This is a genomic window from Nucisporomicrobium flavum (assembly GCF_016464385.1).
Taxonomy (GTDB): domain Bacteria; phylum Actinomycetota; class Actinomycetes; order Mycobacteriales; family Micromonosporaceae; genus Actinoplanes; species Actinoplanes flavus_A.
In genome coordinates this window covers 748,774-763,255 of record NZ_JADMLH010000003.1, presented here as the reverse complement: position 1 = coordinate 763,255, position 14,482 = coordinate 748,774, and the positions used below count along the sequence as shown (strand labels likewise).

Genomic DNA, 14,482 nt, shown 5'->3' with positions numbered 1-14,482 from the left:
TGCTCGTCATAGTATGGGAGCGCTCCCAATTCCTCAACGGAAAGTGCTACGTTCACAATCATGTTCGTCGATCTCTTTCGCGCCGCCGCGGCGGGTCTGCTCCTCGCCGGTGCAGCGGCCCTCCCCGCCGCCGCGGCCGCCCCCGCCACCGCCGATCCGGACACGCCGCCCGGGGCGCCACCCGGCGTCTGCGCGGCCGGCGTCCCCACCGAGCCGCCCCTGCCCGGCACGGCGCTGTCCGCCACGCGGATGCAGGGCGGGTTCTCGTTCCTCGAGGGACCGGTCTGGATCGCCGGCCAGGGCTCCCTGCTCGCCTCCGACCTCGGCACGGCCACCGGGCCCGAGCAGGTCCAGCCGTCGGCAATCCGCCGCCTGGCCCCGCCGGCACCGGCCACGACGTTCGTCGCCGCCTCCGGCAGCAACGGCCTGGCGCTGAGCCCGGACGGACAGCAGATCATCGCCGCCACCCACGACAACCGCGGCGTCTCCGCGTACCGGCTCTCCGACGCCACCCGCACGGTGATCGCGGCTGACTATCAGGGCCGCAAGTTCAACTCCCCCAACGACGTCACGGTCCGCGCCGACGGGGTCGTCTACTTCACCGATCCCAATTTCCAGCGGGGTCGCCGCGCCGACGAGATGAACGGCCGGACCGGGGTCTTCCGCGTCGTGAACGGGCAGGTCTCGCTCGTCGACGACACCGTACGGCAGCCCAACGGCATCGCCCTGTCCCCCGACGGCCGCACGCTCTACGTCGGCGCGTACTCGGAGAACCGCATCTACGCGTACGCCGTGCAGCCGGACGGAAGCACCGGCGCCCGGACCGTCTTCGCCACCATCGGCAGCCCGGACGGGGTCACCGTGGACTGCGCGGGCAACGTCTACTGGGTCTCGCACAACGAGGGACGGGTGTACGTGTTCTCGCCGGCGGGCGCCCGGCTCGGCACGATCACGTCCGGCCCGGAGGCCACCAACGCGGCATTCGGCGGCCCCGACCGGCGCACCCTGTACATCACGTCCGGCCGGACCGGCGACTACGGGATCTCCGGCATCCGGCTCGGCGTACCCGGCTACCCGTACTGAAAGGTCAACTCCATGCGTGCTGTCACGCTGGCCGTGCTGCTCCCGGCGCTCATGGCGGCCGGCGGTCTCCCGCCGGACGCCCCGGCCGACACCACCCCGCCGACCGCGCCGGCCGAGCTGCACGCCGACGCGCTCACCTGCGACTCGGTCACCCTCACCTGGTCGGCCGCGACCGACGACGTCGGGGTCGACGCGTACGACGTCTACCACGACGGTCAGCTCGTGAGGTCCGTACCGGCTTCCACGACCTCGGCGACCCTGCCCGTGGTCGGCGGCGTCGCGTGGGGCTGGTACGTGAACGCCCGCGACGCGGCCGGCAACGTGTCGCAGGCCGGTCCCACGGTGACCGTCACGCCGCCCTACTGCCAAGTCGACAAGCAAGCGCCCACCGTCCCCCGCGGGCTGACAGGCAAAGCCACCGGCACCACAGTCGCCCTCACCTGGACGGCCGCCACCGACAACGTGGCCGTCACCGCGTACGTCGTGTACCGCGACGGGGTGGCGATCGGCACCATCACCGGCTCGGCCGCGAACCCGCCGGCGACCTCGTACACGGACAGCGGGCTGCGCCCGGACACCGACTACCGCTACGCCGTGGTCGCGCGCGACGCCCAGGGCAACGCCTCGCGGCGGAGCGCCACGGTCACCGTCTCCACCGGCGCGAGCTGCACCAACCCGGTGTGCGGCGCCGCCGTGGTGACCACCGAGCCGGACCTGCCCTGGGGCCTGGTCCAGCTTCCCGGCGGCACGGTCCTCTACGGACAGCGTGACGTCTTCGACGTCATCGCGATGAACCCGGACGGCAGCGGCAAGCACAGCATCGGCACCGTACCCGGGGTGGAAGGCACCAACGGCGAAGGTGGCCTGCTGGGCCTGGCGATCGGACCGGACTTCGAGACCGACCGGTGGCTGTACGCCTACCACACCACGGCCACGGACAACCGGATCGTCCGCATCCGCTACGACGGCACCCTGCAGACCGACACGCTCGAGGTGCTGCTGACCGGGATCCCGCGCAACAAGTACCACAACGGCGGCCGGCTCCGGTTCGGCCCGGACGGCATGCTGTACGCCGCGGCCGGCGACGGCCAGGACCCCGACCAGGCCCAGGACCTCGCCAACCTCGGCGGCAAGGTGCTGCGGCTCCGGCCGGACGGGGGCGTACCGGCCGACAACCCGTTCCCCGGCAGCTACGTGTGGAGCTACGGGCACCGCAACCCGCAGGGGCTCGCCTTCGACTCCCGGGGCCGGCTCTGGGAGCAGGAGTTCGGCAACAACGTCATGGACGAGACCAACCTCATCGTCAAGGGCGGCAACTACGGCTGGCCGGCCTGCGAGGGCACCAGCGGCGACTGCTCCGACCCCGGCCTGGTGGCGCCGGTACGCACGTACCCGGTCGCGTCGGCCTCCTGCAGCGGCATCGCCATCGTCCACGACGTCCTCTACATCGCCTGCCTCCGCGGCGCCCGCATGTACCGAGCGGTGATCAGCGGCGACACCCTCACGGACGTCCAGCAGTACTTCGTCGGCACGTACGGCCGGCTGCGGACCGTCGAGCCGTCGAACGACGGGAACCTGTGGCTGACCAGCAGCCCCGGCGGCGACAAGGACAGCGTGCCCAACAACAGCAACGCGAAGATCTTCACGGTGACCCTGGGACAGGACTGAGCCCGGCCGGCATTCCGGCCTCACGTAGTCTCGCCGGCATGGTCGATACGCGGGTCGGCATAGGTGTCGACGTCCATGCCTTCGAGACGGGCCGCCCCTGTTGGGTCGCCGGGCTGCTCTGGGAGGGCGAGACCGGCCTGATCGGGCACACCAATGCCGATGTGGCGGCCCACGCCGCCTGCGACGCCATGTTCAGCGCTGCCGGACTCGGCGACCTGGGCAGCAACTTCGGCACCGACCGGCCGGAGTGGGCCGGAGCATCGGGCACCGCCATGCTGGCCGCCACGGCCGAGCTGGTGCGCGCCGCGAACATGTCCGTCGTCAACGTCTCGATCCAGGTGATCGGCGTGGGCCCGCGGATCAGCACACGTCGCGCGGAGGCTGAGCGGATCCTGTCGGAGGCCGTGGGCGCCCCGACGACGGTCTCGGGGACCACCACGGACCACCTGGGGCTGACCGGCCGCGGTGAAGGTCTCGCCGCAGTGGCTGTCGCGCTGCTGTCGTGCGACCCGTTCATCGCTGACAGACCTCTTTGACAGGCGATGCGACGACTTCGATCCCGCCGACCGGGCCGTACACGGTGAGGGCGCGCGTGCAACCCTCGAAGGTCTCCAACCGGCCCTGCAGCCGCCGCGCCTCGTCGGCTGACGCGACGAGGAAGGCGCAGCTGGGCCCTGTGCCGGAGATCAGCCCGCGCAATGCGCCCTGCTCGACGCCGAAGTCCAGCAGCCGGCCCAGCTGGGGGCGCAGCCGTAGCGCGGTCGCCTGCAGGTCGGTGTACATCTCCGCGGCGAGCGCCTTCGGGTCGCCGGTCACGAGCGCGTCGCGGAGCCCGTCCGTGGGCCCATCCGGCAGTGCCGCCACCCGGCCACGGGCTGCGGCGCGGAAGCGGCTGTGCGCCCCGTAGACGTCCACGGTGAGCAGGCCGCGGTTCGTACCCGCTATCACCCAGTGGAACGGTCCGGAGCTGACCATCGGCTCCAACAGGTGACCCCGTCCGCGGCCCACAGCGGTGCCGCCGTGCAGCATGAACGGCACGTCGCTGCCGAGATCCGCGGCGATCGCGGACAACTCCGCGCGGCTGCACCCGGTCTCCCACAGCAGGTCGCAGGCGACCAGCGTCGCAGCCGCGTCCGCACTGCCGCCCGCCATGCCACCGGCGACCGGGATGTGCTTTCGGATCCGGATCGACACGGTCGGCGCCCGGCCTGTGTAAGCGGCCAGCGCGATCGCGGCACGCGCGGCCAGATTGGTCGGGTCGCACGGCACCGCGGGCGCACCGATGCGGGAATCGCCGGTCACCGACACCTGCAGCATGTCGGCCGGGGTGACCGAGACCTCGTCGTAGAGCGAGACCGCCTGGAACACCGTGACCAGATCGTGGAAGCCGTCGGCACCACGGGCACCTACGGCGAACTGCAAGTTGACCTTTGCGGGAACCCGTACGGTGACAGCGTTCATCGCACACCCACCATCATGTGAGCTACCTCTTCCAGAGTGGACTCAAGGCTGGGGCCGTCGATGCGGCCGGGGTCGTACACCGCGTCCAGGGTCAGCGCCCCCGGGCGAACGCGGCAGTTCAGCGTGATGCCGTGGATGGTCGCCGGTGCCGTTCCGCGTGGCAGCCAGGTGAATTCCGTCTCGGCGCCGGGCAGCACGGGCGACCGGGGATCCTCGGCGACGTTCAGAAACAGGTGGGGCGTGTCCGGGCGACGGTCATACAGATCCGGCGGGAGAACGGCCTCGAACGGAACCATGCTGTGCTGGAGCGCCCGGGAGACGTTCTCCCGTACGGCGGCAAGGAGGGCGTCCGGAGGCTGGTCGTACGGTAGGTCCAGATAGACGCGGTTGTTGTAGTAACCGATCGCCTGCCGGGTCCCGGGCCAGACGCGACGCGAGATCGGGAAGACCAGGCCCAGCGGCGTGCGCGGCTGCCGGCGCCGGAGGGCCGCCGTGAGGGCCGCCACGAGCAGCAGGAATGGACGCCGAGGCGCGTTGGTGACCTCACCGGACCACCGAAGGGCCGGCCGGGACGGACCGTCCCGCCGCAGCGGCCCGGTGGAGAACGGTCCGGCCGCCGGAATCCGCTCCCGCCAGTACGCGAGCCCAGCCGCGCCGTCCGGAGCCGACAGCCATGAGGCTTCACGCGCACCGAAGGTCGTGTAGTCCGAGCCGTCGATGTCGGCCGCGCCGCCGCACAACAGTTCCAGGTCGCGCAGGAACGGCGACACAGACCCGCCGTCGAAGACGATGTGGTCGACGGCGATGCCGAGCAGTGCGGACGTGTCCGTACAGCGAACCAGGACCGCCCGGCGCAGCGGTGCGCTGTCCAGCGGGAACGGAGCACGCAGCCGGTCGAGCTCCGCCTCGAGAAGCGTCGGCACGTCCTTGCCGCGCAGATCAGCGACCCGCAGCGGCCAGCCGTCCGGCGGATCGCACACGGCCACTCGCCGCTCCGGGTCGATCCGGTAGCGGAGGGCGCTGTGCCGCCGCACGAGCTGGTCGAGGGCGCGGCCGAGCAGGGCCGGATCGGCCTCGCCGCGGATCCACACGCCGAAGTAACACGGTGACTTCAGCCAGCGGTGCGGACCCAGGGCCAGCGCAATGCGCCCTGCCTGGTTGGCAGCGAGCGGGATGGCGGTCAGCTGCACAGGACCTCCTGACGGGAGTAGGAGCGGTGGAAGACACGCGGCACGGCGAAGGCGACCGCGGTGAGGGCGGCCGCCGTGATCAGAGGGCCTGCCACCGGCTGCCCGACCAGGACGGCGGTGACGATCAACGGCCCGGCGAGATCCTGCAGGCCCGTGCCCATGGAGAACGCGCCCAGGTAGGCGCCCTCGGAGCGGCCGCGGATCAGCCCGTACGCGAGCCCCCAGCCGCCCGCGGCCTGCGTGACCTCGCCCGCCGTCAGCAGGACGACGCCGGCCACGAGCACCGCTACCGCGGCGGAGAGCGGCAGCCACGCGGAGACGAGCATCGTCAGGCACGCCGCGGCGGTGAACAATCCGGACCAGCGGAGCACATCGGCGGCCTCCGCCGGTGTACCGGCCCGGCCGGCGGCGCGTACCTGCAGCAGCACGGTGAGCACGGTGTTGGTGGCGTAGAGGGCCGGTACCAGCCACACCGGCGCGCCGATCCGTAGCGTCACCCAGAGCGGCAGCCCGACGTTGAGGATCGCACCGTGCAGCGACAACCCGCCGTTGAGCAACACCACGGTCAGGAACGGCCGATCGTGCAGCACGGCGTGCCACTCCGGGGGCTCGGCCTCCGTGGCCGGCCGCTCGGCCGGCGGCAGCCGCAGGAGCAGCAGCGCGAGGCAGAGCAAGGCAACGCCGTTGCCCGCGATGAGCAGGCCGTAGCCGGTGACGGATCCGGAGGCCATGGCCAGGGCCGCGAGGAGCGCACCGGCGGAGATCCCCACGTTTGCCACGGTTCGCAGCCGGGCCTGCGTGAGCACCCGCTCGGACGGCGGGAACAGCAGGGCGACCAGCGCCTGCCGGGCCACGGAACTGCCGCGCTCGACTGCTCCGAGCACGGCCACGACCGCGATGAAGACCGTGTACGTGTCGGCCGCCAGCAGCGCGACCATCGCAGCACTGTGCGCAAGCCCGTACGCGACGGCGATGTTCCGGGGCCGCCGGGCCCGGTCCACCACGGCGCCCAGCCGCGGTGCGCCGAGCAGGGCGCCGGCTCCCGCGAAGGCGAGGGCAAGACCGATCTGATTGGCGGAGAGCCCCAGCTCGGCCCTGAAGTAGAGGACGCTGGCCGGAACGTACAGCCCGCGTCCGACGGACGTGACGAGCATGCCGAGTGCGAGCACACGGTAGGTCCGGGACACTGTGTCTCAGATCCGTTCGAAGGACACGACGCCCGCGGCTTCGGCGGCGAGCCGGTCGAGCAGCGGCGGCACGGCATCCAGGCCCGGCGCGTCCACCCATAGGTCTGCGACGCGCTGGCCGCTGCCGTACTCCCAGTCGAGCACGTCGCCCGCCTCGGTGAAGCGGTCCACCCGCCACACCCCGGGCAGGGCGCGAAGGTCCCGGGACGGGGGCACCGCGGCGACCTTCACCCGCGACTGCGGCGGCACGATGCCGAACCACACCGCCGCCGACCGGAACACCGGTTCCGGGCAACCGGTCGGCAGCCCCAGGGCGGCCAGCAGGCCCAGACGCACGAGATCCAGCCCGGAGGCACGGTCGATGAGGCGAGCGACGAAGCCGCCCAGGCGTCCGTTGACCTCGATGATCCGCGGTCCGTCGGGGGTCAGTTTCACCTCGGTGTGCGTCAGGCCGTGCCGTACACCGAGAGCGCGTACCGCGTCACCGGCCAGGGTGAGCACGTCGGCCTGGACGCCGGGCGGGAGCGCGGTCGGCGACACCATGCCGGTCTCCCGGAACGGCCGGGCCAGAGGCAATTTGTCGGTGATGGCGAGGTGCCTGACCACGCTACCGACGGCCAGCGACTCGACGGAGACGTAGTCGGCGAGGAAGTCACCGGCCGGATGGTGTCCCGGCGTGAGCAGCGCCTCGACGGCCCAGGCGGCACCGTCCCCGCGGTCCAGGGCGTCGCCCAGCCGCAGCTCCAGATCGGCCACGCTGTCGCAGCGGTAGGTGAAAGCGCTCGCACTGCCGGTCAGCGGTTTGGCCACGAGGGGGAACCCCACGGCCGCCGCGGCCGGTGCCAGGTCGGCGCGGGTGCGGACGACCGTCGCGGGCGTCGCGGCCCGAAGAGCCAGGTTCAGCGCCTCGCGCTGCAGGTGCTTGTCGGTCAGCAGCCGAGCGGTCGGCTCGTCGTGGTACGGCAGGCCGAGCAACGCGGCGATGCGGCTGGTCCGCTGGATGCAGTCCTCGGCGAACGTGGTGATGCCCTCGGCGCAGGCGAGCAGCCGCCGCAGGTCCGCATCCGTGGCGGTGGCCAGATCCACCACGCCGGCCCCGAAGCGCGGCAGCATGTCCGCGACCGCGCGGGTGCTCTCGTCGCGACTGTCCACCACGAACCACACGTCGGCCAGGTCGCGCGCGGCCTTGGCGATCTGTGCCGGGCCGGCGGCGCCGAATCCGTACACCACGGCAACGGTTGGCGTCGTCACCGCCGCCTACCGTCCACCGGCGAGCGTGGCGAGCTCGGCCAGCGTGTCCGTGGTGAACAGGTCCGGAACCTCGATGCGAAGACCGTTCTCCCGGGCCCTCAGGACGACCTCGACGGCCTGCATGCTGTCGGCACCGAGGTCGAAGAAGTTGTCGGCGGCGTCGACCTCGTCCAGTTCCAGGACCTCGGTCCAGATCTGCCGGAGGGCGGCCTCTGCTGTCAGTTCCCCGTTCATGCTCTCTCCTTGCTGTGCGTCGTGGACCTCACGCGAACGCCGCAGCCAGGCGCAGGCGGTCGATCTTCCGGCTGTCGTTGAGCGGCATCGCCGGTAGATGCTGGATCCGGCTCGGAACCATGTACTTGGGCAATTGCGTGCGAAGGGACGACGTGAGGTCCGCGGTGCGTACCGCTCTGCCGGTCACCGCCGCGACGATCTCCAGGCCGCCGCGCCGTCCCGGGACGGCGAGCACGATGGCGTCGTCGACGGTGTCGTGCGCACGGACCAGGGCCTCGATCTCGCCCAGCTCGATGCGGCAGCCCTGCACTTTGACCTGGTGGTCGAGCCGGCCGAGGTGGACCAGGCCGGAGCTGCCGGTCCGGACACGGTCGCCGGTGCGGTACCAGAGCGTCGCGTCGAGCGGGCCGGCTCCGTCGTACGGGTAACTCGTGTGCCCGTCCCAGGCCAGGAAGCGCCCCGCGTTGTCGGCGGGGTCGAGGTATCCCCCGAACCGCTGCGGGCCGCGTACGCACAGCTCGCCTTCGTCCGCTTCGCACCCGTTCTCATCCAGGACCACCGCCTCGAGGTGGGGGTAGACATCTCCGATGGGGACGGTGCCGTTCGCGGTGACGGGCCAGGCGGCGCGGTCCGCAGGGAGACGATAGGCGGTACACGTCACGGTGAGTTCGGTCGGCCCGTAGGTGTTCTCCACCGTGCTGCCGGGCGCCGCGCGCTGCCAGGCAGCGGCCTCGTCGAGGGTCAGCCGGTCGCCGGCGAACAAGCTCCAGCGCAGGTTCGGCATCGCACCCGCGACCAGCAGTCCGAGCCGGTCCGCCATGGCCGCGAACCACGGCACGGAGTACCAGTGGGTGATGCCCTTGCGGTTGATGTAGTCGACGGGCGCCATCAGCTCGTCCCGCCGGGGCACCACAACCGTCGCCCCGGAGCCCCATGCGACGAAGAGATCGAAAAGCGACGGGTCGAACGTCAGGTCGAACGACTGCGAGAACCGGCATCCGGGGCCGGCACCGTACCGGGCGATGCTCAGGTCCAGGTACTCCACGGTGTTGGCGTGCGTGATCGGCACGCCCTTGGGCACGCCGGTGGAGCCGGAGGTGAACAGCAGGTAGGCGATCTCGGTGGACGCCGGCGGGAGGGCGACGGCCGCGTCCGGTCCGGCCGCCGACAGAGCGGGGGCGTCATCGCGTACGACGACCACGGCCGTGGCTTCCGGCAGCCCAGAGGGTGCCTCGACGTCCGTGACAACGACGTCCACCTCGGCCCGAGCGCACAACAGGGCGATGCGCGCCGCGGGGAACGCCGGGTTCAGCGGCACGACGGTCGCGCCGATGCGCAGCGCCGCGAGATATCCGGCGTACGCAGTCAAGCTCCGTCCCGCCAGCACGCCGACCCTGCGGGGCCGGTCCGAGCCCGAGGCCTGCAGCAGGGCGGCCAGGCCGTCCGCGGCGTCTGCCAGCTGCCGGTACGTCAGCCGGTGGTCCGCAACCTCCAGGGCGATCTCGTCCGGCCGTCGCCGCACCGTCCCGGCGAACCGGTCGTACAAAGTCGGGGTGCTCACTGTGGCTTCCTTCCTCACGAAACGGCGGGTTCACGGCTCGATGCGGTACTGACGCAGGACCGCGGAGGAGCGGATCGTGCGGCGGAGGATGCCGGTCGCGGCGGAAACGGCGGTCTGCCGGTCGGCGAGGACGAAGAAGAGGACGAGGTCGATGCCGGCGGGGCGGATGCGCACGTGGAGATGCTCGAGGCGCTCGCGTCTGCGGGTGTGCGCCCAGACGACGTCCGCGACCGCGGCCCCCGCCGGATCACCGGCGCCGGACAGTGCTGACAGGCGCAGGACGACGAGCTGCATACCGACCCCACTCGAGTCCGTTACGACCACGCTTCACCAGGACCACCTCCATCGAACGACCAACCCGGATCCCTTTCGATCCTGCCGAAAGCGCGGCCGTCGATTGATGATTTGCTATGGCAGGTCGGTGCCTGGCACGTTGCTGCCACCAGCGGAACGGGGTCGCCGCCATGGTCGGCGACGGTTACGATCCGTGTCTTGCACGAGGGAAGATCCTGCGGGCCGGGGGTGTCGGCTGGGTGCTGGAATCGTTTGGACTGACAAGACTGACCGAGTCGGTGTACCGGCTGGTGCTCGCGGAGCCGTCCTGGGGCGTCGATGAACTGGTCACCCATCTCCGCACGGACGAGGCGGCGATCCGGTCCTGCCTCGACGAATTGGCCGAGCTCGCGCTGCTGCAGCCCTCGTGGGACGAACCGGGCGGCCTGCGTCCGGTCAGTCCCCAGGTCGGGCTCGCCGCGCTGGTCGCTCAGGCCGAGGCGGACATCGCTGAGCGGCAGCACCGGATGGAGCGGGCACGGGCGGCCATGCTCGCGGCCGCCGCGGAGCACGAGACCCACCGCGACCGCGTCGCGCTCACCGTCCTGCGCGGTCTCGACGAGGTCCGCGGCCGGCTGGAGGAGCTGGCGGAGTCGGCGGTGCAGGAGGTGTGCTCGCTGACGCCGGGACAGGCGCACCGCGAGGACACCCACTCGGCCGGGCGGTCGACGAGCCTGCGGCCCCTGGAACGGGGCGTATCGCTGCGGGGACTGTATCTGGAGAGCTTCCGCAACGATCCCGCCACGCTCGACTACCTGCGCTGGATGACCGAGCACGGCGGACTGGTGCGGACCGTGCCCACCCTGCCGATGATGATGGTCATCGTGGACCGGCAGAGGGCACTCGTCCCGCTCGACCCGGACGACTCACGGCTCGGCGCGATCGAGGTGACGGCGCCCGGCGTGGTGCTGGCACTGCACGCGCTCTTCGAGCAGATGTGGGCGGCCGGCACCCCGTTCGGGGAGCGCGCGGCGCCGGTGGACGGCCTGACCGGCCAGGAGCGCGAACTGATCCAGATTCTTGCGGACGGCGCCACCGACGAAACGGCCGCCCGGCGTCTGGGTGTGTCACTGCGTACCGTGCGCCGCATGATGGCGAACCTGATGGAGCGTCTCGACGCTTCCAGCAGATTCCAGGCGGGTGTTCTTGCCGCGCAGCAGGGCTGGCTCGGGCCGGCTCAGTAATTCGTCACCGTTCGTTGACGACGAACCGTTGCGGTGATAAGCCCACACTGTGCTGCGGGGGGATGCCCGCCCGGCGGCGCCGGCTTCGCCGCCCGTGCGGATTCAGCTGCTCGGAGGGTTCGGCGTGGACCGGGACGGGACGCCCGTCCAGGCCCGCGAGTGGCGGCTGCGCAAGGCTCGTACGCTGGTCAAGCTGCTGGCGCTGGCTCCCGGTCAGCGGATGCACCGCGACGTGCTCCTGGAGATTCTCTGGCCGGGACGGCCGGTCGCGTCGGCGGTGAACAACCTGCATCAGGCCGCCCACGTCGCCCGGCGGGTGCTCGGGGGCGACGGTCCGCACGGCGGCCTGCTCGAGCTTCACGACGAGATGGTGATGCTCTCCGCGACCGGCTCCCTCGACGTGGATGTGCGGCGCTTCGAGCGGCTGGCGGCGGCGGCCCGGGCCGGGGGTGATCTGGCGGCGACGCGCGCGGCGGTCGAGGCGTACACCGGTGATCTGCTGCCCGAGGACCGGTTCGACGACTGGGCGGTGCGGCGCCGCGAGGACCTGCGGGAGATTCTGTGCGAGCTGCTCGTCGATCTCGCGGCGAAGGCCGGCGAGGCCGAGGCGATCACGGCGCTGCAGCGGGCGCTCACGATCGACGCCCTGCACGAGGGGGCCGTCCGCGAGCTGATGCGCCGCCTGTCCGCGGCGGGGCGGCGGCCGGAGGCACTTGCCCGCTACGAGCGGTTGCGGGACGACCTGTCCGCCGGCTACGGCAGTGACCCCGACCCCGAGACGCGGCGGCTCTATCGCGACCTGCTGACCGGTGGCCGGGAAGAGGCGCGGCCACCGCCGCCGGCGGCGCCGCGGCACAACCTGGCGCCACCGCTGACCAGCTTCGTCGGCCGGGAACGGGAGATCGCGGACGTGCACCGCCTGCTTGCTCGCGGTGGCCTGCTCACGTTGACCGGAGTCGGTGGCGCGGGCAAGACCCGGCTCGCCGAGGAGGCCGGGCGCCGGCTGATCGGTTCCTACCGGGACGGGGTGTGGTTCGCGGACCTGGCGCAGGTCACCGATGCGCGCCTGGTGGCGAATACGGTGGCTGCCGCCCTCGGCCTCGATCCGGGTGCCGGCGCCCATCCACTGCGGACGCTGGTGGGCCGGTTGGCGCCGCAGAGGCTGTTGCTGATCCTCGACAACTGCGAGCACCTGCTCACCGCTTGCGCCGAGCTCGCCGGCGCCGTACGCCGCGACTGCCCGGGAGTGACCCTGCTGGCCACCAGCCGGGAGCCGCTGCACGCAGCCGGCGAGGTGACGTTCCGGGTGCCGTCGCTCGAGGTGCCCGACGCGCAGACCGGAGGCGACCTCGCCCGCCTCGCAGCGCTGTCCTCGGTACGCCTGTTCCTGGACCGCGCCCGCGACGTCCGCCCCGGGTTCGCCGTCGACGCGGGGAACGCGGCCGCGGTGGTGGAGATCTGCCGCCGTCTCGACGGGATCCCGCTCGCGCTGGAGCTGGCCGCGGCCCGGATGTCGCACCTGGAAGCGGTCGAGATCGCCGAACGGCTGCACCAGGCGCTGGCGCTCCTCGGCCGCGCCGGCCGGCTGACCCGGCACGCGACGTTGCGGGCCACGCTCGACTGGAGCCATGCCCTGCTCACCGGCGACGAGCAGGTCCTCCTGCGCCGGCTCGCTGTCTTCGCCGGCAGCTTCTCCCTGCCCGCGGCCGAGGAGGTCTGCGGCGACGAGCGGCTCGCCCGTCCGGACATCCTCGACTGCCTCGGCAGGCTCGTGGACAAGTCACTCGTGCAGATCGAGCGTGCCGGCGACCGGTCGCGCTACCGGCTGCTGGAGACGATCCGGCAGCTCGCCAGGGAACGGCTGGGCGAGGCGGGCGAGGCCGACGCGTTCGACGCCGCGCACTGCCGGCATTTCCTGCGCCTGGCCGTCGACAGCGACACGGACCGGGCGTCCGGGATCGTGGTCGAACGTCCGCAGGCGCTCGACATCGACCACGACAACCTGCGCGCGGCCCTCGGCTGGTCGGTACGCCACGACCCCGGGCAGGCGCTGCTGCTGGGCGTGAGCCTGTGGCGCTACTGGCTCGCGCGCGGTCATTTCGTCGAGGGTTCCGGCTGGCTGGAGCAGGTTCTCGCCGCGGCCCCGGAACCGTCCCCGGAGCATGCGCGCGCGTGGTTCGCGCTCGCCGTCCTGGATGCGCGCCGTGGGCTGAGCGACCGGTTGCCGAGCCTGGGTGACGCCGCCGTCGCGGCCGTGGAGCGCTCGGGGACGCCGATCGACGTCACGTGGGCCCGGCTCATGCGTGGCATCCTGCTGGTCGGCGTCGCCGAGCTCGACGACGTCGAGCGGACCGCCCGGGCAGCGCTCGCGGACGACGGGTCGCCGCCGCCCATCGTGGCCACCGCGCACTGGCTGGCGGCGCTCGTAGCCCTGTTCCAGGAGGACGTGGGCGTCGCCGGACACCGATTCCACCGGTGCCTGCGGCACCTGCGTCTCGTCGGCCCCACGGTCGCGCCGTTCCTACCGGCGGTGACCCTCTCGATGCCGCTGGTGCCGGTCGCCGGGTCGCTGGTGCCGATCTTCGAGGAGACCTGGCTGCTGGGCCGGCGGGTCGGAGCGGTTCAGGGACATGCGTACGCGTTGTCGGCGCTCGGCTACGTCCATCGGCTCGCCGGTGACCTGGACGGTGCTCTCGACACCACCTGGCAGGCGGTCGACGCGTTCACGCGCAGCGACGACCCCGCCGGGCTGGCACACGCGCTGAACCATCTCGGCTGCGTCGAACGCGACGCCCGGCGGTTCGACTCCGCAGGCGAGCACCTGCGGGCGGCGTTGCGGCTGCGCGAGCGCCTCGGCGACCGGCGCGGCGAGAACCTGAGCCGCGCCAACCTCGGCCTGTTGTCGGCCGCGGTCGGTGACGTCGCGGAGGGTCGCCGGGTCGCCCGTTCGGCTCTCGACCGGTTCGAGGCCGTCGACGACGAACCCGGCGTCGGCGGCGCCCTGCTCAACCTCTCGGTGGTCGAGATGTTCGCCGGCGAGCGGCACCGGGCGCGGGTCCTGGCGGAGCAGGCCGTGGACGCGTTCGCGCCCCAGGGGTATCTGCGGCTCGACGCGTGGACCCGGCTGCTCGCCGCCGAGCTCGCCGTCGCCGAGAACGACCTGCCGGCCGTCCAGCGCCACGGCCGCGCAGCGCGTGCCCTGTTCCGGCGCCTGGGCTGCCGCATCGGCCGGGCCCGGGCCGACGCCCTGCCCCTCGGCGCAGCGGCGGCCGAACGGCGCTAAGCCGCTGCAAAGGTCGCGTTCCTAGCGTCGGAGCCGACCGAACAGCT

The 14,482-nt window shown here is 72.3% G+C and carries 12 protein-coding genes; 5 read left to right on the top strand and 7 right to left on the bottom strand.

Translation table 11 applies throughout. The features are described 5' to 3' along the window. The first annotated feature begins 60 nt into the window (after positions 1–60). The 3 genes from IT780_RS11545 to ispF are packed head-to-tail and all read left to right on the top strand — an operon-like array spanning position 61 to position 3,287. The gene (locus tag IT780_RS11545) at positions 61–1,083 is read left to right on the top strand and encodes an SMP-30/gluconolactonase/LRE family protein (RefSeq protein WP_199511428.1); all 1,023 of its coding nucleotides are present in this window, start codon (positions 61–63) and stop codon (positions 1,081–1,083) included. Positions 1,084–1,095: 12 nt separating this feature from the next. After that, positions 1,096–2,751 (top strand): PQQ-dependent sugar dehydrogenase, encoded by a 1,656-nt coding sequence (locus tag IT780_RS11540; protein WP_199511427.1) that lies wholly within the window; start codon positions 1,096–1,098, stop codon positions 2,749–2,751. 38 nt (positions 2,752–2,789) lie between these two features. Further along, positions 2,790–3,287: a 2-C-methyl-D-erythritol 2,4-cyclodiphosphate synthase gene (gene ispF, locus IT780_RS11535; protein WP_199511426.1), complete on the top strand. Its 498-nt coding sequence runs from the start codon at positions 2,790–2,792 to the stop codon at positions 3,285–3,287. On the opposite strand, the gene IT780_RS11530 is transcribed toward ispF, so the two are convergent. Genes IT780_RS11530 through IT780_RS11500 form a run of 7 tightly spaced genes read right to left on the bottom strand, consistent with a single transcriptional unit; the run spans position 3,265 to position 9,929 of the window. Continuing rightward, positions 3,265–4,212, bottom strand: coding sequence for a 4-(cytidine 5'-diphospho)-2-C-methyl-D-erythritol kinase (locus tag IT780_RS11530; protein WP_199511425.1), 948 nt, complete (start codon positions 4,210–4,212; stop codon positions 3,265–3,267). The two genes, ispF and IT780_RS11530, sit on opposite strands and share 23 nt — an antisense overlap. Beyond that, positions 4,209–5,402 (bottom strand): condensation domain-containing protein, encoded by a 1,194-nt coding sequence (locus tag IT780_RS11525; protein ID WP_199511424.1) that lies wholly within the window; start codon positions 5,400–5,402, stop codon positions 4,209–4,211. The genes IT780_RS11530 and IT780_RS11525 overlap by 4 nt, the downstream gene beginning before the upstream one ends. Beyond that, on the bottom strand, positions 5,393–6,556 hold the full coding sequence (locus tag IT780_RS11520) for an MFS transporter (RefSeq protein WP_199511423.1): 1,164 nt from the start codon (positions 6,554–6,556) through the stop codon (positions 5,393–5,395). Before IT780_RS11520 ends, IT780_RS11525 begins: the two co-directional genes overlap by 10 nt. Positions 6,557–6,595: 39 nt before the next feature. After that, positions 6,596–7,840 (bottom strand): ATP-grasp domain-containing protein, encoded by a 1,245-nt coding sequence (locus IT780_RS11515; protein ID WP_199511422.1) that lies wholly within the window; start codon positions 7,838–7,840, stop codon positions 6,596–6,598. A gap of 6 nt (positions 7,841–7,846) precedes the next feature. Next, complete coding sequence (locus IT780_RS11510) at positions 7,847–8,074, bottom strand: phosphopantetheine-binding protein (RefSeq protein WP_199511421.1); 228 nt, start codon at positions 8,072–8,074, stop codon at positions 7,847–7,849. Positions 8,075–8,102: 28 nt separating this feature from the next. After that, entirely contained in the window at positions 8,103–9,635 is a 1,533-nt protein-coding gene (locus IT780_RS11505) for an amino acid adenylation domain-containing protein (protein WP_199511420.1), read from the bottom strand. A gap of 30 nt (positions 9,636–9,665) precedes the next feature. After that, positions 9,666–9,929, bottom strand: coding sequence for a hypothetical protein (locus IT780_RS11500; RefSeq protein WP_199511419.1), 264 nt, complete (start codon positions 9,927–9,929; stop codon positions 9,666–9,668). 239 nt (positions 9,930–10,168) lie between these two features. Between IT780_RS11500 and IT780_RS11495 the strand changes: the two genes are divergently transcribed. Together IT780_RS11495 and IT780_RS11490 are read left to right on the top strand one after the other, a co-directional pair. Then, positions 10,169–11,152 carry a LuxR C-terminal-related transcriptional regulator gene (locus tag IT780_RS11495; protein WP_199511418.1) on the top strand — a complete coding sequence of 328 codons (984 nt, stop codon included), beginning with the start codon at positions 10,169–10,171 and terminating at the stop codon, positions 11,150–11,152. Positions 11,153–11,246: 94 nt separating this feature from the next. After that, positions 11,247–14,435, top strand: coding sequence for an ATP-binding protein (locus tag IT780_RS11490; RefSeq protein WP_199511417.1), 3,189 nt, complete (start codon positions 11,247–11,249; stop codon positions 14,433–14,435). Positions 14,436–14,482 lie beyond the last annotated feature (47 nt).